Raw genomic sequence first — 20,467 nt, 5'->3', positions numbered from 1 at the left:
TTACAGCAACTTGTTCTGCTGCAGCCACGCGGTTGCGACCTGGCTGGCGTCCTGCCCTTCTACCGCAATCTGCGCATTAAGCTGCTGCAGCGTTTTTTCATCCAGCTTGCTGAACACCGGCTGCAGCCACTCTGCCATCTGCGGATACTGCTTCAGTACCGCTTCACGCACGACCGGCGCCGGCGCATAGATTGGCTGTACGCCTTTGGGATCGCTCAGCGTCTGCAGACCCAGCGCCGCGACCGGGCCATCCGTTCCGTACGCCATCGCCGCATTGACGCCAGAGGTTTTCTGCGCCGCGGCTTTAATGGTGACCGCCGTATCGCCGCCTGCCAGCGAAAGCAGCTGCGACTGATTGAGTTTGAAGTTATACGCTTTTTCAAACGCCGGCAGGGCATCACCGCGTTCAATAAATTCCGCAGAGGCAGCCAGTTTGAACGTGCCGCCCTGTTTCAGATACGCGCTGAGATCGTCAAGCGAGTTCAGCTTATTCTGCTGCGCCACGTCGCCACGCACGGCGATGGTCCAGGTGTTATTGGCGGGTGCCGGCGTCAGCCAGATAAGATGATTCTTCTCTGCATCGAGCTGTCTGACTTTCTCATAACCCTGCTGCGCATTTTTCCACGCGCTCGCTTTTTCATCGTTAAAAAAGAAAGCGCCGTTGCCGGTATATTCCGGATAGATATCCAGCTCGCCCGCGACGATGGCACCGCGAACAACCTGCGTATTGCCGAGCTGAATTTTGTTGACAGTTTTGACCCCGTGCTTATTGAGCACCTGCAGAATAATATTGCCCAGCAGCGAGCCTTCTGTATCGATTTTCGACCCGACCTTGACCGCATCGGCGGCGTGCGCCGCGCCCATGCTCAGCGACAGGGCAATCAGCCCCAGTAACCCCTGTTTAATCATGATGTTTTCCTTATGCCCTGTTTAGCACCCGGTGATAAACAAGCGTAGCCTGGCGCAGCAGGCGACGGGAAAAAAGCGCAGATTTTACGTCTGTTTTGTTAAGCCGGGCAAAAATTGCCCCGCACAAAAGGTGCGAGGTGTGCCGGGAGAGAGAGGCGTGTCAGGCAGTCAGGCGAAAGTCACCCAGCGTATGCGGAATGCGCGGGAAGGTGTGCAGAAACCATGGCGTAAACTGCTCCGGCTCGGTCTCCATCTGCTGCTGAATCTGCCCGACTGAACGGTAGCACCAGGCGTCCGCTTCTTCCGGGTTCAGCACCGGCTCTTCATCGCTGATGGCAAAGAAGACGTGTCCATACTCATGTTCAATCAGGCCGTTACTGAGCGGCAGGTTGTAGCTCAGCTCAAATACCGGCGTCAGCGCCAGGTTCAGTCCCATCTCTTCACGCAGACGGCGCTCAGCGGCATCGAGCGTCGGCTCCTGCGGAAACGGATGACTACAGCAGGTATTACTCCAGAGTCCGCCGCAGTGGTATTTGCTGCTGGCACGCCGCTGCAGCAGCAGCTCATGACGCGAATTAAACACGTAAACCGTTACTGCGCGATGCAGTAAGCCTTTTTCATGCACTTCCAGCTTTTCCATCTTGCCGGTGGGACGATCGAGGTGGTCAACAAGAATAACTTCTATGGCAGGCATGAGGGCTCCTTCAGAAAAATCCCTGCTATTGTACACAATCGCCGTGGCAGCAGCGGAGAAAAAGGCGCACGTTTCGTGCGCTGGCGCGGTAAAAAATAAGCTTAGCAGGCATAATCTGAATCGGCGAAGAAGAAGGTATGCAGAGGTAAAGCACGATGAGATTGCGGCAGCCTGTAAGCCGCCGCAATAGTGATGAGTGCGGTTATAGTCTGAAGCTCTGCACCACCTGTTCCAGCTGCACGCTCTGCTCCTCCATTGCACGCGCGGCTGAAGAGACCTGCTCTACCAGCGCGGCGTTCTGCTGCGTGCTGCCATCCAGCTGCGTGATCGCGACGTTAACCTGATCGATACCCATGCTCTGCTCACGGCTGGCGGACATAATTTCGCTCATCAGGGTGGTGACGCTGCTGACGCCCTGCATCAGCTCATCCATGGTCTGTCCCGCCTGCTCAACCAGCTGGCTGCCGGTATCAATATTTGCCACTGACTCTTCAATCAGCTTTTTAATCTCGCGCGCTGAGTTAGCTGAGCGCTGCGCAAGGTTGCGTACTTCTGAGGCCACCACCGCAAAACCGCGCCCCTGCTCTCCGGCGCGCGCCGCTTCAACCGCCGCGTTCAGGGCCAGAATGTTGGTCTGAAACGCGATGCTGTCGATGACGCTGATGATATCGACGACTTTACGCGATGAGTGGTGGATCTCCCCCATAGTGGTCACGACCTGACGCACCACTTCACTGCCGCGCGCCGCCACGGTGGCTGCGCCGTCAGCCAGCTGATTAGCGTGGGTGGCGTTATCGGCGTTTTGGCGCACGGTGCCGGTCAGCTCCTCCATTGAGGCTGCCGTCTCGACAATGGAGCTGGCCTGCGATTCGGTGCGCGCAGAGAGATCGGCGTTGCCGCTGGCAATTTCGCGCGAGGCCGCCGTGATCGCCAGCGCGCTGTCGCCCACCTGACGCATCAGCCCCTGCAGGTAGCTGATGAACTGGTTAAAGCTCTCAGCCACGGCGTTAAATTCCGGGCTATTGCTGGCAGGCAGGCGCTGTGTGAGGTCGGCGCCGCCGGTTGAGAGTGCTTCAATATTTTTGTGCAGCACGCCCAGACGCTTCATCATTGCGCGGACAAAGCCCAGCGATACCAGCAGCAGAATAATAGCCAGCGGGATCTGTACCACGCCCAGCCGCGTCAGCATACTGTGCGTCTGTGCATCCAGCAGGCTGGAGGGGACGTCGCTGGCGAGATACCACGGGCTGCCGGGGATCGCCTGCAGGAACAGCGTATGCTCACCATCCTCACCGCTAAACGTTGTCTGCGCCGGCTCGCTCCCCGCCTGCGTCAGCAGCGACTTCAGCGCAGTGGCCATCGGCAGCCGGGTATCGCTCAGGTTTTCCAGCTTTGGCGCACCGTCCAGCAGCGCCGCGTTCCCGACCACTTTGCCATCCGCTTCAACAATCAGCACGCGGCCTTTAATGGCGTCACCCATCTGCTTCGCCAGCTGATTAAAAAAGCCCAGCGTGACATCGATTGTGGCAACGCCCCAGACGCTGCCGTCGCGATAGATAGCCATCGCACAGTTGGTACGCGGCTGCGGGCTGGCCGCATCCTGATAGGCTTTGGCCCAGGCGCACTGCCCTTTTGCTGCGGCCATACCCGCTTTGTACCACGGCTGCTCCCAGTACTTATCGGCCGCATCGGAGTTCCAGTAAGTATTGACCTGCAGCTGATTGCTGGCGTTGCGCGCAAAGAAGGTGCTGTCTTTCTCTTTTGCCGGATCGCGCCGGTTCGGCAGCGGCCAGATCCCGCCGCCAAATACGTTGCTGTCCTGGTACTGGTTTACCAGCGCCGGCAGCAGCGTCTCTATCGTTGCGCTCTCCATCACGCCCGCTGCTTCCGTTATCGCCCGCTGCTGCGCCTGAACCCGGTTCATCTGTTCAACAATGCGTCCGGCCAGACCATCAACTTCATAGCGCACCAGGCGGCTCTCATTCTGACTCAGCTGCGGTGCGATAAACTGATTGATCACCAGTACAGTGACCAGCATCAGCACAACAAAAAATGCGACCAGCGTCGCGGTGAAACGGGATTGTGTCGTTTTAAACATTCGGATGCCCTTACCCTGGTTGGCGAGTTGCCTGATCGAGGTTAACGGCGTGTTAATGGGGAACTTGAGAGGCGCGGGATCACAAAAAAAGCAAATAGTTGAATCGGGTGACTATTTTTACAGGGTAGGAATAACCGGCGATAAGCAGAGCGGAGAATTGCCTGCCTGGAGACAGCGCGCCCCTCTTCACAGAAGAAGGGCGGGCGTTTACTGAGGCGGCGCCACCACCTCCTGACGCGGGCGGAAGATATGGCTGTTGCCCTCCGCCAGCAGCCGCTGAAGCAGCTGCTGTCCGCCCTGTTCATCCGACTGCGCAAAGTGGCGTTCCGCTTCGGTGATCGGCGTCGCCCAGAGCAGTTCCGGCCGATCGCCGTCGCGCTTCGGCAATCGCAGCGACACCGCCTCCGGTGCCAGCGCGTTAGCCAGCAGAAAGCTTTCAAAGCCGACCGGCGCCACTTCAGATGCCAGCGTATGCCCTTCGCCAATCCACGTCAGCCGCGCCCACGGCAGATGGGCAAACTCAGCCAGCGCGCTCGCCATCTGCACCGCGTTGGCCTCGGTCATCACCTCGCCATCTACCGCCAGCGCCAGCTCAACCCGCCGGTACTGGGGAGCCAGCTCTTCAAACAGATAATCGACCTGCGGCATCGGACGAATGCTCATTCCCAGCGTGACAAAATACCAGACGCCGTTATGCCAGTGCTGAGAAAGCGCCATCGGCGGCCAGCTGCCCTGATCGATAGCGTAATATTTGACCGACTCACCCCACCGCGCCTGGTAGACCTGCAGCATTTCATGCTGAATTTTTTCCCACTGCTGGTCGTCGTGCCAGTCGCGCCAGAAGTGACGCTGCTGCTCAGCACGCGCATAGTATTCATTGGTGGAGGCGGAACCCAGCGGCGCCGTCAGGCGGTTTTTCCTGATGCAGCCGGCTGAGAAGCTGACCTGTTTGCTCTGATAGAGGCTCCAGCCGGGGATCACCGCCAGCAGCTGGCCGTAGTACCACAGGGCAGCACCGGTATCATCCGGCTCCCACAATACCTGCAGGCCTGCGGGATCGAGCATCGGCTCCGCCTCCAGCGTGCGGCAATACTCTGCGCTCAGCAGCGGCGCGATCCCCTGCTCCATCGCTTCGCGATCTTCCTCTGCCGGTGCCGGCAGAAGGTTGCGCAGCCAGCAGCCGCGAACAGCGTACTGGCTGCGAAACAGGTCGTTGGGCCAGATATAAAAATAGGCGGTGCGCGCATCCTGTTCGACGATCGCGGTTAAAGTATGTTGCTGATTCGGCACCTCAGCAATCAGAGGGTAACTGGTCATAACGCCTCGACAATGCCTGGAGGGATCCATTTTCCCCGAGAATAGAGCAGGATCGGCACTCGCGCCATGTGAGACAAGGGTAAAACTCTCAAAGTGCGGCTGCGCTCGCGCTGAGCGACTGGCTTTGCTTCAGCGGTAGCGGGCGTCACGCCCCATGCGCTGCATCGCCCGTGACCAGGCGCCGCGCTGTATCGACCAGCGCAGCAGGCGCGCCAGCAGCAGCATCTGCCGGTCGGTGCGCCACTGCGTCAGCGGGCTGACCGGGCGCTGCAGCTGCTGCTGTGCCCACGCCGGCAGCAGACCGATGCCCGCCTGCAGCATGGTGCGCATTGCCGGTCGCGCCTGCCAGCCGGGTGCCGGTGCATTCATCAGCAGCGCCATCACCTCCTGCGTGCGCGCATCAAAACAGAGTTCCGGGCGTATCGCCTGCAGATAGTGCTCAACGTCGGTGACGCTGCACGGCACCTGCTCTGCGCCCAGCGCAATCGCCACCTGCGCCGCCTCCTGATAGTAGCGATCCTGCTCAGCCCGGCTGAGCGCCGGGTTTTTATAGCGCAGATGGGCCGCCAGAAAACGGCTGGTTTCCGCCACGTGCACCCAGGTCAGCAGATGCGGATCGCTGGCCGCGTAAGGATTACCGTTGCTGTCCGTGCCGCTGACCTGCAGATGGATGCGCTTCACCCGCTCAATCAGCGTCCGGGCATCGGCACTGTTGCCAAAGGTCGTTACGGCGATGAACTGGCTGGTGCGGCGCAGCCGGCCGAGCATATCCTGACGGAAGCTGGAGTGATCCCAGACCCCGGCCAGCGCCGCCGGATGCAGCATCTGCAGCATCAGGGCGCTGATACCGCCGCAGAGCATCGCCGGAAAATCACCGTGGATGCGCCAGATAGTGGAGTCGGGGCCGAACAGGCCGGGATCGCCGGGCGGCTGTGAGAGGTCAAACTCGTTGAGTGCCAGCCCGTTAAGGCGAAAGATCTGCTGTTCAATGCGATTGCGAAGCGTCATGGTGGCGTGGTGTCGGATAAAAAGGCGTCAGGGATAGCGCTCCCGGCCTGGCGACCGGGAGACGCGGTTATCCGTTAAAGATAGTCGAACTGCGCATCCTGAGTGCGTACGGAATCCAGGCCAATCATAACGTTAAATTTGCCGGGTTCCGCCACGTGCTGCATCTGCTGGTTCCAGAATTTCAGCGCGTCAGCATCAATCGTAAAGCGCACGGTTTGTGACTCACCGGCTTTCAGCATAATGCGCCGGAAGTCGCGCAGCTCCTGAACCGGACGGCTGATACTCGCCACCGGATCGTTGAGATACATCTGTACCACCGTTGCCCCGTCGCGTTTACCGCTGTTGGTCACCGTTACGCTCGCTTCAATGCTGCCGCTGCGCGGCATCGTGCGGGCGGAGAGCGTCACCGGTGAAACGGTAAAGCGGGTATAGCTCAGGCCGTAACCAAACGGATAGAGCGGGCCGTTGATGGTGTCGTAGTAGTGAGAAGTATATTTATTCGGCTTTTCCGGATTATAAGGTCGCCCGGTTGGCAGATGATTGTAGTAAAGCGGGATCTGCCCCACTGAGCGCGGGAACGTGACCGGCAGCTTGCCGGAAGGGTTGTAATCGCCAAACAGCACGTCCGCGATAGCATTGCCGCCTTCGGTGCCGCTGAACCAGGTTTCCAGCATCGCATCCGCCATGCGGTCTTCATTCACCAGCGTCAGCGGCCGGCCATTCATCAGCACAATCACCAGCGGCTTGCCAGTGGCTTTCAGGGCCGCCAGTAATTTCTGCTGGCTGGCCGGGATCGCCAGTTCGCTGCGGCTGGACGCTTCATGCGCCATGCCCTGCGCTTCACCCACCGCAGCGACGACCACATCCGCCTTCTCTGCCTGGGCTACCGCCTCATCAATCATCTGCTGCGGTGTGCGTGTATCGACGCTCACCGCCTGCTCGTAAAGATTGAGGAAGCCCTGAATACCTTTGTTGTCAGAAACGTTAGCTCCTTTGGCGTACAGCAGCGTGCCTTTGTCCGCCATGGCATTGCGCATCCCCTGCAGCAGCGTCACTGACTGCTTTGCCACACCCGCGGCTGACCAGCTGCCCATGATATCGCGCTGGCTGTCCGCCAGCGGTCCCACCAGCGCAACGGTCGCGTCACGCTTCAGCGGCAGCGTCTCGTGCCAGTTCTTGAGCAGCACCATGCTCTTGCGCGCCACATCGCGCGCTTCAGCACGGTGCAGACGGCTCTCAGCGTTGGTATCCTGCGGATCGCTGCTCTGCGGTCCGAGGTGGCTGTACGGATCGTTAAACAGCCCCATGTCATATTTCACGTTGAGCACGTGACGGGCGGCATCATCAATTTCACGCATACTCACCGCCCCGCTTTTCACCAGCGCCGGCAAATATTTGCTGTAGTACTCATCGCTCATGCTCATGTCGATGCCTGACTTGAGCGCAATGCGCACCGCATCCTGCGGATCGCTCGCCACACCATGTTTAATCAGCTCTTTAATCGCACCGTGATCGCTGATGGTAATACCTTTAAATTTCCACTGGTCACGCAGCAGATCTTTCAGCAGCCAGCCATCGGCGGTGGCCGGGGTGCCGTTCAGCGAATTCAGCGCCACCATCACGCCACCGCTGCCGGCATCGAGCGAGGCTTTATAAGGCGGCAGGTAGTCCTGTGCCAGCCGCTGCGGACTCATATCCACGGTGTTGTAGTCACGCCCGCCTTCCACCGCGCCGTAGGCGGCAAAATGTTTCACGCTGGTCATCACGGCGTAACGATCGGCCGGGCTTTTGCCCTGCATCGCTCTGACCATGGCGCTGCCCATCTGCGACGTAAGATAAGTATCTTCGCCAAAGCCTTCTGAGCCACGCCCCCAGCGCGGTTCGCGGCTGACATCCACCATCGGTGCCCAGGTCATATTCAGACCATCATCCGCGGCCTCATAAGCAGAAATACGTCCCACTTCACCAATCGCATCGCGATCCCAGCTGGCCGCGAGGCCCAGCGGAATCGGAAAAATAGTGCGCTGCCCGTGCACCACATCGTAGGCAAAAAAGAGCGGGATTTTCAGGCGGCTGAGCTGCATCACCTGATCCTGCATGGCGCGAATATCCTGGCGGGTGACGGTATTAAAAATCGCCCCAACCTGACCCTGCTGGATCATGTCGCGAATCGCCTCTTTCGGCGTGTCGGGTCCGACGCTGATCAGCCGCATCTGGCCGATTTTCTCATCCAGCGTCATTTTGCTGAGCAGCTGGCTGACATACGCGTCGCGCGCCTGCTCCGTCAGGGGATGTGTTTCACGCAGCGTATCGGCAAACGCCGGCTGCAGAGCCAGGGAGACCGCGAGGCTAACAGAGTAAATCCATTTCATCAGGTTGGGTTCTCTTAAGTAACTGCGCACAATAAAGATTACCGGGGCAGTGTGCCACAAGATGAGGATAGCAGGTAGCCGCCTTTGTCACACGGCGACCAGAGCCGCGCCGCGTGCTACAGTAGAAACGCCACGTTAACGACAAGGACAGGCTCATGAATTCTCACCTTTCTCACCCTGCACTGGTTGCCGACCTGCGCCGTCTGGTTGGTGCCTCTCATCTGCTGACTGACGCGGAGCAGACCGCGCGCTACCGGACCGGCTTTCGCTCCGGCGCGGGCGATGCGCTGGCGGTGGTCTTTCCGGGGTCGCTGCTTGAACTCTGGCGGGTCCTGCAGGCGCTGGTCAGCGCGGACGCCATTATCCTGATGCAGGCGGCAAATACCGGCCTGACGGAGGGTTCCACCCCCAGCGGCAACGATTACGATCGTCCGGTGGTGATCGTCAGCACCCTGCGTCTCGACCGGCTGCAGCTGATTGATGGCGGCAAACAGATCCTCGCGTTTCCCGGCAGCACGCTTTATCAGCTGGAAAAAACGCTCAAACCGCTCGGGCGCGAGCCGCATTCGGTCATTGGCTCCTCCTGTATCGGTGCGTCGGTGCTGGGCGGGATCTGTAACAACTCCGGCGGCTCGCTGATCAAACGCGGACCGGCCTACAGTGAGATGGCGCTGTTTGCGCAGGTGGACGCCAGCGGTAAACTCAAGCTGGTTAACCATCTGGGAATCGATCTGGGCCACTCACCGGAAGAGATCCTCGGGCGGCTGGATGATGAGCGCTGGCAGCAGAGCGACGTGCGCTGGGATGAGCGCCACGCCTCGGACCATGAATACGCCGGGCGGGTACGTGATATTCACGCCGATACGCCGGCGCGCTTTAACGCTGACGCCCGCCGGCTGTTTGAAGCCTCCGGCTGCGCCGGTAAGCTTGCGGTGTTTGCCGTGCGTCTGGATACCTTTCCGACTGAGCCACAGCAGCAGGTATTCTATATCGGCACCAACGACCCCGCCGTGCTGGGCGACATCCGCCGTCATATCCTGGCAGAGTTCACCCATCTGCCGGTGGCGGGTGAATATATGCACCGCGATATCTTCGATATTGCCGAAGTGTACGGCAAAGATACTTTCGTGATGATCGACAAGCTCGGCACCGATAAGATGCCGCTCTTTTTCACCCTCAAGGGCCGGGTTGATGCCTGGCTGAACAAGCTCAGCTTTGTGAAGCCGCACTTCACCGACCGTCTGCTGCAGCGTATCAGTCGCCTGTTCCCGGCCCATCTGCCGAAACGTCTTAAGCACTATCGCGATAAGTATGAGCACCACCTGATGCTGAAGATGTCCGGCGAAGGCGTTGCCGAAGCGCAGGCGTATCTGCAGGACTATTTCCGTGAGGGTGGCGGCGAGTTTTTCGCCTGCGACAGCAAAGAGGGATCGCATGCCTTTTTGCATCGGTTTGCCGCCGCCGGTGCCGCCGTGCGCTATCACGCGGTGCATGCGGATGAAGTGGAGGATATTCTGGCGCTGGATATCGCCCTGCGCCGCAACGATGAAGCCTGGTTTGAACAGCTGCCGCCGGAGTTTGATAACGATCTGATCCACCGGCTCTACTATGGCCACTTCTTCTGCCACGTGTTCCATCAGGATTACATTGTGAAAAAAGGCGTGGATGTGCACGCGCTGAAAGAGAGGATGCTGGCGCTGCTCAGCGCGCGCGGGGCAGAGTATCCGGCGGAACATAACGTCGGCCATCTCTACAAAGCGAAACCGCAGCTGCAGGCGTTTTATCGTGAACTGGACCCGACCAATACCTTCAATCCCGGCATCGGTAAAACCAGCAAGCAGAAAGGCTGGGCAGTCAAAGCCTGAGACCGGTCGTCATGTGCAGGGTGGTCCGATAACCACCCTGCCATTGACTCAGGATTGCGGCGCATCCTGCTCCTGCGTAGCCGCCGCCAGAGCGCGGCGCTCGATGATCATGGTCTGCGGCGCCGACAGCACAATGCCCTCTTTACGCAGCCGCGTCAGAATATCGAACAGCAGATCGCTTTTCGCACCCGAAATCTGGCGCTGGCTGGCGACGTTGCCGGTTACGCTCAGCACTATGCCCGACGGGGTAAGATCTTTAAACGATACCGAAGGTTCAGGCGTCTCCAGAATGCGCTCATTCTCGTTATAGACCTCCAGCAGCAGCTCGCGCACCCGCACCGGATCGATATCGAGCGGGAACGTCAGCTGAATGGTCACCACCCCCTGCGCATTGCCCATAGTGGCATTACGTACGTTCTGTGAAATCAGCTGCGAATTAGGCACGATCACCGTTGACTTGTCGCCCAGCTGAATCTCCGTGGCGCGAACGTTAATCCGCCGGATATCGCCCTCAATGCCGCTGATGCTGACCAGGTCGCCTACCTTGACCGGCCGTTCGGTGAGCAGGATCAGACCGGAAATAAAGTTTTTAACGATCTCCTGCAGACCAAAACCGATACCCACCGATAGCGCGCTGACAATCCACGCCAGCTTGTTCCACTGCAGCCCCATGATGGAGAGCGTCAGCAGGATAATCAGCACGTAGCCGATATTGCTGAACAGCGTCACCAGCGAGACGCGCATGCCGATATCCATAGTGGTTTTCGGCAGAAAATCGTTATCCAGCCAGCGGCGCACTGAGCGCAATATCCAGATGCCCGCTACTAGGCAAATAAGGGCATTTACCATATGCGCCGGTACGATATTCAGCGACTCCAGCCCTTTGCCACCCCAGAACTCAATGACTTTCTGAATAAGCTCTACCGGCGTGGAGGAGGCGAACGTGCCGGTCATCAGCGCCAGCGCCACAATCCCCATCAGCAGCGCTTTACCCAGCGCGCTGAGCAGCGTGGCGGCCTGCTGCAGATAGCGCTCATCGATATTGAGCGAACTCTGCAGGCGGCGCCCGGCGGCGCTGCTGGTGGAAAACAGGCTTTCACAGCCGTCGGTAATGACGTGGCTTAAAAAATAGAAGGAGCCAAACAGGATCCCGCACCACACCACCTCGTAGCCCAGAAAGCGCGCCAGCGTCACATAGCCGATTGTCAGTGAAATCAGAATCGCAACGGCAGTCAGCGTGAGCGCCAGCTGAACCAGCCCGACCACCGTCGGACGCGCCTCTGGCGGATTGCCGAGCCGGGCCATCCGGCGGCGCACGCGGTTGGTACGCATACTGATAGCGAGCCCGGTGCTGCCAATCAGCAGCGCGGTCAGGCCATTAGCAAAAATCGTCGTGCTGAGACTGGTACCTACCGTGTAGTTAAACGCTTCTGCGGTCTGAAAGATAAACACCAGCGCAGCGGTAATCGGCGGGAACGGCTTCAGCGCCAGCGCAACCTCATTAGAGATGGCCGGCAGACGCCAGCTGGGACGACGGGTCGAGAGAAACGCCCGTCCCAGACCGGCAATCAGCCCGCAGTAGACGCTCAGCTGCACCAGGCGGGTAACAAAATCCTGTACGTCGCCGGAGACTTCATCCCGGCGGGTAAACGCCAGCGCGCTAAAGTTAAAGGTCAGCACCACTGCAGCCAGCGTGGTCAGCGCGATGGCAGCCGCGAGGAAGCTGCGCCGCAGCCGCCCTTCCGGCAGCTTGTTAATACTCACCCAGGCGAGAAACTCTTCGCTGTAGCGCCGTCCCAGCGTCATCACCAGCATCGCCGCCACCAGCCAGCCGATGGTACCGACGCGCCAGTCCGGCTCCCACGACAGTGCCGCCGACGCCTTCAGCTCCGTAATAAAGTCACTGATTTTTTCGCCGTCGAGATCCTGACGGCTCACCAGCGGCGCCCAGAAGCGCGGGCCAAAAATACTGCCGGAATTGAGCGCCAGCTGATTTTTCAGCTGATCGCGGCGCAGGTTCACAATCTGCGAAGAGAGCACCAGCGCACCGTTTTTAATGCCTTCTGCCTGCTTTATCTGATCGTCCAGCTTGCCTTTCTGGTTTTCCAGCGAGCGGCGCTTGCGCGTCACCTCCGGCGTCTCTTTAACGCCGCTGTCCGCTTTGGGCGCGGGACCCAGTACCGCCAGCTGCGCATCAAGCTGCTGGCGCTGCGGGACTAACGCCTGTCCCAGCGTCTCTGCATTGCCCGACAGCTCCAGCGCCATCTCATTAAGCTGGTTGAGCTGGTTTTCGCTGGTTTCTCCCGATACCTGTCCTTTGATCTTATCGAGAATTTTTTGCATTTTTGGCAGCTCAACCGCCGGATTCGCCTGCGGCGGCGCTTCTTCTTCCTGTGCCGGCTGCTGTTGCGTCACATCGGGCGCGTCATCCGCCTGGCTCAGCGCGGGCACGCACAGCATGAGCAGTAACAGCGGAACAGTGAAAAAACGAAACTTAATCATAGAACGACATTCCAGCGAAAAAGCCAGTTAAACGAGTGTGGCGGCCAGTACAGGAGGTCGCCGCCGGGATGAAAACAGGTGTGATAAGGCTAAATCAGGGTACTGATGATACGCCAGTTTGCAAGTGGCGCGCCCCTTCTGCTGGCAGGCGCGCCCTCGTCGTTACTCCACTACCGTATTGCTGGTGGTGAGGCCCGCTTTCTGTTTTTTATATGCCAGCGCTGCCGCCGGAACCGGGGCCGCTTTACCGGTTTCCAGCCAGTCGCGCAGGCGATTAGCATCGGCAAAGTGGGTATATTTACCAAACGCATCCAGTACCACCAGCGCCACCGGGCGGTTGTTGATCACCGTACGCATCACCAGACAGTGGCCCGCCTCATCGGTGTACCCTGTTTTCGTCAGCTGGATCCGCCAGCCCTCTTTGTAAACCAGGTGATTGGTGTTGCGGAACGGCAGTGCGTAGCTCGGGTGCTGAAACACCGCCGTCTGCTCTTTCGTGGTGCTGAGCTGGCCCAGCAATGGGTACTGACGCGTCGCTTTCAGCAACTTAACCAGATCGCTGGCGCTGGAGACGTTCTGCGTGGAGAGGCCGGTGGGTTCTACATAGCGCGTATGCGTCATACCCAGCGCGCGCGCTTTGGCATTCATGGCGCGGATAAAGGCGTTATAGCCGCCCGGATAGTGGTGCGCCAGACTGGCCGCCGCGCGGTTTTCAGACGACATCAGCGCCAGCAGCAGCATCGAGCGGCGGCTGATTTCGCTGTTGAGTTTGACGCGCGAAAACACGCCGCGCATCTCGCGCGTCTGGCTGATATCTACCGAAAGCATCTCATCCATCGGCAGCTTTGCATCCAGCACAACCATCGCCGTCATCACTTTGGTAATGGAGGCGATAGGCCGCACGCGGTCAGGATGGCTGGAGAACAGCACCTTGCCGGTATCGAGATCAACAATCATTGCGCTGCCGGAGGCGATTTGCGGCTGGGCCAGCGGTGCCAGACCCGACAGCGCGGCCGGTGCAGCCAGTACAGGTGTTACCGCCGCCGGGGCCGTCATAAACAGCGCCAGCGACAGCAGAGAAACAGGTAATTTAACAGACATCGTGTCAGTGAGATCCGATCAGGAGTTTTGCGCTGTGAAAGCTCCACAGGCCGCCCGCATCAGGCCTGTCAGGGTGCGGGCTGGCAGCGGCATAATACGCGCAAATGCGGCAAATTTCTTAGTGAGATTGTTTCCGGGCGTTAAAAAGGCCGCAGTTATGTGCGGCCTCAGAAAAAAGCAGGGAAATCAGAACAGCCTTGGTCCATAGCCCCACAGCACAACCGTCAGCGCCAGCAGCACTTCAAATACCAGTACCCCTATCGCCAGCGTTGAACCGGAGAAGCGCATGCTCTCTTCGCGGTCGATATTCAAAAACACCGGGATGCCGACATAGAGCAGGTAGCCGGTGTAGACCAGCGCCACGGCACCCGCCAGTACGCAGAGCCATACCAGCGGATAAAGTGCGACCAGACCGCTGAGAAACAGCGGCGTGGCGACATAGCCGGCGAACACGGTACAGCGCTGAATACCGGGACGCTGCGGATAGTCGCGCGCCATCCAGTGAATGACCCGCCCCATTACCGCGACGCCACCCAGAATTAACAGATAAAAGAGAATACCCAGACCGAGGCCAGTGAGCAGATTGAGCTGAATAAAGCGATTGTCGCCCAGATTCCAGCCAAATTGTGTCGTGCCGATAAAGGCGCAGATAACCGGTATCGCTGCCATCAGCAGCACGTGATGCGTGTAATGATGTGAAACGCTTTCGTTTTCCTGCTTGATATGGCGCATTTCCTGATTCGGATGCGCCAGAAGACCCCAGACATGATTCATAAAATCACTCCTCTGATGCAGTGGGCCGCCCCTTTAGCATTCAGTCAGACTCCGACAGGCAGCGTCTCTTCAAGTATAACCAGCGCGCCTGTTTTTGCGGCCCGCTGCACAAAAAAAGCCGCCTGCAGCTACACTGCTCAGGTGTCTGTTCTGTCCAGGGAGAAAAAATTGCATCTCGATATCAATGGATTAATCACCCAGTATGGCTATCTGGCCCTGATGATTGGCTGTATTGCCGAAGGGGAAACCTTTACCTTGCTGGGCGGCGTGGCGGCGCATGAGGGGCTGCTGCACTACGGCGGCGTGGTGCTGGCGGCGATGGCAGGCGGCATCATTGGTGACCAGCTGCTGTTCTGGCTTGGCCGCCGCTACGGTACGCGCATTTTGCGCCGCTTCAGTAAACATCAGGCGACGATTGGCAAAGCTAACCGTCTGATCCAGAAGCGTCCCAGCCTGTTTGTTATCGGCGTGCGCTTTATGTACGGTTTTCGCCTGATTGGGCCGATTATCATCGGCACCAGCCGTCTGAAGCCGCTGCGCTTTTTTGTGCTTAATATTATCGGTGCTGCGCTCTGGGCGCTGATTTTTGTCACGCTGGGCTATTTTGCCGGCGAAATCATTGCGCCCTGGCTGCATAAGCTCGATCAGCATCTTAAACATCTGGTCTGGCTGGCGGCGGCTATCGTCACCGGTATTGTCTTACGCTATCTGATCCGCCGCTGGAACCACCGCCGCGCCGGTTAACTGTGGTAGCCTTTGAACTGCGGATTCGCCAGAGTGAATCCGCCATCACACGCTCTCCTCGCTGTTAACGATTTTTCAGTACAGAAGTTATCCATCCGTGCCACGGCGCTGCCCGGCCAGCCGTTTCGTCTATAGTTAACAGTCAGATAAGGTACCGGAGGCGGGATGAGCAAAATTAAACGCAGAATTGATGACCACGGCGTAATCGGCGATTTGCGCACCTGCGCCCTGATCGCAAACGACGGCACTATCGACTATCTCTGCTGGCCAGAGCTGGACAGCCCTTCTGTCTTTGCGGCGCTGCTCGACAGCGAAGAGGCGGGCCGTTTTACCCTTGCGCCTGACTGGCCACAGGCGCGTCGCCAGCAGCTCTACCTGCCTGATACCAATATTCTGCAGACCCGCTGGCTGGCCGATGAGGGGGTGGCGGAGATCACCGACTATATGCCGATCTGCGACGAGAGCAGCAAAGTCCCGCGGCTGGTACGTCGGGTAAAAATGGTGCGCGGCACCGCCACTTTTCAGCTGGTCTGCGCGCCGCGTCACGATTACGCCCGGGCTGAGACGCGCGCTGAAATGCGTGAAAGCGGCGTGGCGTTTCTGGCGGAGGGGCAGCCCGCGCTGCGCCTGAGCGCTACGCTGCCGCTGCGCTGCGAAAATCAGGCGGCGGTAGCGGAATTTACGCTGCAGAGTGGCGAACACGCGGAGTTTGTCTTTAGCAACGATGACGATCCGCACGTTGAAACCATCTCAACGGCGCGCTGCTTTCAGGATACGCTCGATTACTGGCTGCGCTGGAGTAATCACAGCTCCTATCAGGGGCGCTGGCGTGAAATGGTGACACGTTCAGCGCTGACGCTGAAGCTGCTTACCTCACATGAACATGGTTCGATCGCCGCCGCCGCCACCTTTGGCCTGCCGGAGGAGCTGGGCGGCGAGCGCAACTGGGACTACCGCGCCTCCTGGATCCGCGACGCCTCGTTCAGTATGTATGCGCTGATGCGCCTTGGCTATGTAGAGGAGGCGCACGATTTTACCCGCTGGGTCGGCCGCTGCGTTGAACACAGCCATGACGACACGCCGCATCTGCAGGTGATGTATCGTCTCGATAGCGGCACCGAACTGCATGAAAGCGAACTGCTGAACCTCTCTGGCTACGCCGATTCACGGCCGGTTCGCATCGGTAATGATGCGTGGCACCAGACGCAGCTTGATATTTATGGCGAGCTGATGGATGCCATCTATCTGGCCAACAAATATGGCGACGCCATCTCCCACCGCGGCTGGCTGCACGTCTCCAGCATGATTGATTACGTCTGCGACAACTGGAACCAGCCGGACGCCGGCATCTGGGAGATGCGCGGTGAGCCGGAGCATTTTCTCCACTCGCGCCTGATGTGCTGGGTGGCGCTGGATCGCGCGCTGCGGCTGGGCATGAAGCGTTCACTGCCGATGCCTTACGATCGCTGGGATCGGGTGCGCAGCGAGATCCGCGACGATATCTGGCAGAACTTCTGGAACGCCGACCTGGGGCATTTCACTGCGACGCGCGGCGGCACCGCTCTGGATGCCTCAATGCTGCTAATGCCGCTGGTGCGCTTTGTCAGCTCCACCGACCCCGACTGGCTGGCCACGCTGGATGCCATCAAGGCTAACCTGGTCAGCGATGGTCTGGTACGGCGCTATAATATCAGCGAAACACCGGCTGACGGACTGGCCGGCGGCGAAGGCTCTTTTGTCGCCTGCTCTTTCTGGTACGTAGAGTGCCTGGCGCGCGCCGGCCGGGTGCAGGAGGCGCATTTTGAGTTTGAGAAGCTGCTAAGCTATGCCAACCCGCTGGGTCTGTATGCCGAAGAGTTTACCGAGCGCGGCTATGCCCTGGGCAACGTTCCGCAGGCGCTGAGCCACCTGGCGCTGATCAGTGCCGCCTTTTTTCTTAACCGGAAACTCAGCGGTGAAGTGACGCTCTGGCAGCCCTGACTATTCACAATTTGGGTCATTGCGCCAACAGATTTATCTGTTAAGAAGGACTTTTTGCGTAAAGTATCTTCAGGCAGTAAAAATCATCATTCCCATCGCCGCAGCAATGCACATATAATGCGCAGCGGGTCACACCGACCACGATGGGTTCGATACACTGACAAGCCTGAAACACGGCCATAACGACTTGTAAAAACATGAAAAAAAGCATTCGCGCGTTCGCTTCACTAGCTCTTGCCCTGGCCGCTTTCAGCCAGTCAGCCTTTGCTGTCGTCTATCCGCTTCCTGCAGCGAATAGCCGCCTGATTGGCGAAAATATTGAAATCACCGTGCCGGAAGAGAGTAAACTTCCGCTGGAAGCTTTTGCGGCTCAGTACCAGATGGGCCTCAGCAATATGCTGGAAGCGAATCCCGGCGTTGACGTTTATCTGCCTAAAGCGGGCAGCAAAATGGTGATCCCACAGCAGCTGATCCTGCCTGACGCACCGCGTGAAGGCATCGTGATCAACAGCGCTGAGATGCGCCTCTACTACTACCCGAAAGGCACAAAGACCGTGGTCGTGCTGCCTATCGGTATCGGTGAGCTGGGTAAAGATACTCCGGTAAACTGGACCACCAAAGTAGAGCGTAAAAAAGCGGGCCCGACCTGGACGCCAACCAAGGCGATGCACGCTGAATATGCGGCACGCGGCGAAAGCATCCCGGCGGTCTTCCCGGCTGGCCCGGATAACCCGATGGGTCTGCACGCGCTCTATATCGGCCGCCTGTATGCCATTCACGGTACCAACGCCAACTTCGGTATCGGCCTGCGCGTCAGCCACGGCTGCGTCCGCCTGCGTGCTGACGATATCAAATGGCTGTTTGACAACGTGCCGGTCGGCACCCGCGTTCAGTTTATCGACCAGCCGGTTAAAGCGACCGTTGAGCCGGATGGTTCACGCTGGATTGAGGTGCACAACCCGCTCTCCACCACGGAAGAGCAGTTCAACTCACGTGAGCTGGTCCCGATCAATCTGACTTCAGCCGTAACGAAAGTGGTTGCTGACGCCAGTACCCGTCAGGATGCGGTCAACAACGCCATCCAGGCTCGCAGCGGCATGCCGACCAAAATCAACGGCCAGACTGACGATGCGCAGCCGGCAGCGATTGCCGTGCAGGAATCGGCTGATGCGATGCCAAAAGAGGAACCGATGACGCCGCAGGGCGCAACGGCCGTCGCACCGCCAGCCGATCAGCCTGCTGCGCAGCCGCAGGCCGACGCGCAGCCGGCACCGGTCGATCAGGCGCAGCCAGCGACCAGCAACAGCCTCTGATATCGTTCTGACGCCGTCAGAAAAGCCAGCCTCCGGGCTGGCTTTTTTATTGCCATCATCATTCTGTCACACTGCAGGCGTATCACACTGCCAGTAGCGGATGCCATGGGTGCATCCGATTGTCAATGGGGTGTGTCATGGCTGAAACCAGTTTACCGGCGGCGCGCGGACGTCCCGATCTGCAGCGCGGCAGCGGTCCGCTCTCCCGCATACTGTTTCTGCTGCTGCTGGCCGCAGGGCTGATTTTTACCGGGGTTAACCTGTTTAATGATGTGGCGGAAACCGGCGCGGCGATCACCACCTATACGCCCTTTGTGCTGCTGACGCTGGCGTTACTGATTGCGCTGGGATTTGAATTTGTGAATGGCTTTCACGACACCGCCAATGCCGTAGCCACGGTGATCTACACCCATTCTCTGACGCCCGGCGTGGCGGTGGTCTGGTCCGGCATCTGCAACTTTCTTGGTGTGCTGCTCTCCAGCGGCGTGGTGGCGTTTGGCATTATTTCGCTGCTGCCGGTCGAGCTTATTCTGCAGGCGGGCAGCGGACACGGCTTTGCGATGGTCTATGCGCTGCTCTTCTCTGCCATTATCTGGAATCTGGGAACCTGGTATTTTGGTCTGCCGAGCTCCTCATCCCATACGCTGATTGGCTCCATCATCGGCGTCGGCGTAGCGAATGCGCTGCTGCATGGCCGCAGCGGCACCAGCGGCGTTGACTGGGATCAGGCGCTGAAAGTGGGCTACGCTCTGTTGCTCTCGCCGATCGTGGGATTTGTCTGCGCAGCTCTGCTGCTGCTGGCGCTGAAAGCGCTGGTGCGTAATCGTCAGCTCTATCAGGCGCCCGACAGCGCCCGCCCGCCGCCGGTCTGGATCCGCGGGCTGCTGATCCTGACCTGCACCGGCGTCTCTTTTGCACACGGCTCTAATGATGGTCAGAAAGGCATGGGGCTTATCATGCTGATTCTGGTCGGCACGATGCCCATTGCCTATGCGCTGAACCGGTCGCTGCCGCCGGAGCAGATCCCGCGCGTCGCCGCGCTGGCGCAGGTCACGGAGCAGCAGCTGCTGACGCTGCAGCCGGCACCCGGGGCGATGCCGGCACCGCGTACGGTACTGACTGAGTTTGTCCGCAGCCGTCAGCCCCGGCCTCAGGTGCTGCCGGCGCTGGGCCTGCTGCTGGGTGATATCAGCGATCAGATCCGGCGCTACGGCTCGGTGAATAATATTCCGGCACAGGCGGTGACCAATACCCGTAACGATATGTACCTGGCTTCAGAAAGTATCCGGCATCTGCAGAGCAGCAGCGTAACGCTGCCCGAAGAGACCGCCCGCAATCTCAGCGCCGTGAAGCGCGAGCTGGACAGCGCCACGCGCTTTATTCCGCTCTGGGTAAAAGTGGTGGTGGCGCTGGCGCTGGGTCTGGGCACGCTGGTGGGCTGGCGACGTATCGTCATTACGGTAGGCGAGCGCATCGGCAAATCGCATCTCAGCTATGCCCAGGGTGCCAGCGCCGAACTGGTTGCGATGGCGACTATCGGCGCAGCTGATGCGTTTGGCCTGCCGGTCTCCACCACGCACGTGCTCTCATCGGGCGTGGCGGGAACCATGGCCGCAAACCGTTCCGGCCTGCAGCTTGCCACGCTGCGCAACCTGGCGATGGCCTGGATCCTGACGCTGCCGGTCTCCGTGCTGCTGGCGGGCGTGCTTTATGCGCTATTTGCCCGGATATGAGCGCCGGTAAAGCAAAAAAAAAAGCCAGCACGGAGGCTGGCTTTTAGCATGGAAAGC

Annotated in this window: 14 protein-coding genes; 5 read left to right on the top strand and 9 right to left on the bottom strand. The window is 59.3% G+C overall.

The genetic code is table 11. From position 1 onward, the window contains the following. From osmF to bglX, 6 genes are all read right to left on the bottom strand, one after another. A complete protein-coding gene (osmF, locus tag B4M48_RS06680) occupies positions 1–909 on the bottom strand; it encodes a glycine betaine ABC transporter substrate-binding protein OsmF (protein ID WP_071669013.1) in 909 nt (302 codons plus the stop codon). 160 nt (positions 910–1,069) lie between these two features. Further along, a complete protein-coding gene (gene idi, locus B4M48_RS06675; protein WP_039383369.1) occupies positions 1,070–1,603 on the bottom strand; it encodes an isopentenyl-diphosphate Delta-isomerase in 534 nt (177 codons plus the stop codon). A gap of 202 nt (positions 1,604–1,805) precedes the next feature. Continuing rightward, positions 1,806–3,701 carry a methyl-accepting chemotaxis protein gene (locus tag B4M48_RS06670; RefSeq protein WP_071669012.1) on the bottom strand — a complete coding sequence of 632 codons (1,896 nt, stop codon included), beginning with the start codon at positions 3,699–3,701 and terminating at the stop codon, positions 1,806–1,808. A 207-nt stretch (positions 3,702–3,908) separates the two neighbouring features. After that, complete coding sequence (locus tag B4M48_RS06665; protein ID WP_039383365.1) at positions 3,909–5,018, bottom strand: suppressor of fused domain protein; 1,110 nt, start codon at positions 5,016–5,018, stop codon at positions 3,909–3,911. Between the two features lie 129 nt (positions 5,019–5,147). After that, entirely contained in the window at positions 5,148–6,026 is an 879-nt protein-coding gene (locus tag B4M48_RS06660; protein ID WP_039383363.1) for an oxygenase MpaB family protein, read from the bottom strand. Between the two features lie 74 nt (positions 6,027–6,100). Next, the gene (bglX, locus tag B4M48_RS06655; RefSeq protein WP_039383360.1) at positions 6,101–8,398 is read right to left on the bottom strand and encodes a beta-glucosidase BglX; all 2,298 of its coding nucleotides are present in this window, start codon (positions 8,396–8,398) and stop codon (positions 6,101–6,103) included. Positions 8,399–8,553: 155 nt separating this feature from the next. On the opposite strand from bglX, the gene dld reads away from it, so the two are divergent. Beyond that, entirely contained in the window at positions 8,554–10,263 is a 1,710-nt protein-coding gene (gene dld / locus B4M48_RS06650; RefSeq protein ID WP_039383358.1) for a D-lactate dehydrogenase, read from the top strand. 48 nt (positions 10,264–10,311) lie between these two features. Here the strand turns inward: dld and B4M48_RS06645 are convergent, their stop codons facing one another. From B4M48_RS06645 to B4M48_RS06635, 3 genes are all read right to left on the bottom strand, one after another. Next, positions 10,312–12,765, bottom strand: a complete 2,454-nt coding sequence (locus B4M48_RS06645) for a DUF3772 domain-containing protein (protein WP_039383355.1) — start codon at positions 12,763–12,765, stop codon at positions 10,312–10,314. Positions 12,766–12,927: 162 nt separating this feature from the next. Next, positions 12,928–13,866 (bottom strand): D-alanyl-D-alanine endopeptidase, encoded by a 939-nt coding sequence (pbpG, locus tag B4M48_RS06640; RefSeq protein ID WP_071669009.1) that lies wholly within the window; start codon positions 13,864–13,866, stop codon positions 12,928–12,930. A gap of 186 nt (positions 13,867–14,052) precedes the next feature. Further along, a complete protein-coding gene (locus B4M48_RS06635; protein ID WP_039383350.1) occupies positions 14,053–14,640 on the bottom strand; it encodes a Yip1 family protein in 588 nt (195 codons plus the stop codon). Positions 14,641–14,808: 168 nt separating this feature from the next. Between B4M48_RS06635 and B4M48_RS06630 the strand changes: the two genes are divergently transcribed. From B4M48_RS06630 to B4M48_RS06615, 4 genes are all read left to right on the top strand, one after another. After that, positions 14,809–15,384: a DedA family protein gene (locus tag B4M48_RS06630; RefSeq protein ID WP_039385764.1), complete on the top strand. Its 576-nt coding sequence runs from the start codon at positions 14,809–14,811 to the stop codon at positions 15,382–15,384. A 165-nt stretch (positions 15,385–15,549) separates the two neighbouring features. Beyond that, positions 15,550–17,364 (top strand): glycoside hydrolase family 15 protein, encoded by a 1,815-nt coding sequence (locus B4M48_RS06625; RefSeq protein WP_288656269.1) that lies wholly within the window; start codon positions 15,550–15,552, stop codon positions 17,362–17,364. Positions 17,365–17,561: 197 nt separating this feature from the next. Next, positions 17,562–18,677, top strand: coding sequence for a L,D-transpeptidase family protein (locus B4M48_RS06620; RefSeq protein ID WP_039383345.1), 1,116 nt, complete (start codon positions 17,562–17,564; stop codon positions 18,675–18,677). 137 nt (positions 18,678–18,814) lie between these two features. Beyond that, positions 18,815–20,410: an inorganic phosphate transporter gene (locus tag B4M48_RS06615; protein ID WP_039383343.1), complete on the top strand. Its 1,596-nt coding sequence runs from the start codon at positions 18,815–18,817 to the stop codon at positions 20,408–20,410. The last annotated feature ends 57 nt before the right edge of the window (positions 20,411–20,467 follow it).

Origin of the sequence: Pantoea sp. UBA6567 (genome assembly GCF_002434165.1) — a bacterium.
Taxonomy (GTDB): Bacteria; Pseudomonadota; Gammaproteobacteria; order Enterobacterales; family Enterobacteriaceae; genus Pantoea; species Pantoea eucrina.
The sequence above is the reverse complement of the archived record's forward strand: the minus strand, read 5'-3'. Positions and strand labels throughout refer to the sequence as shown.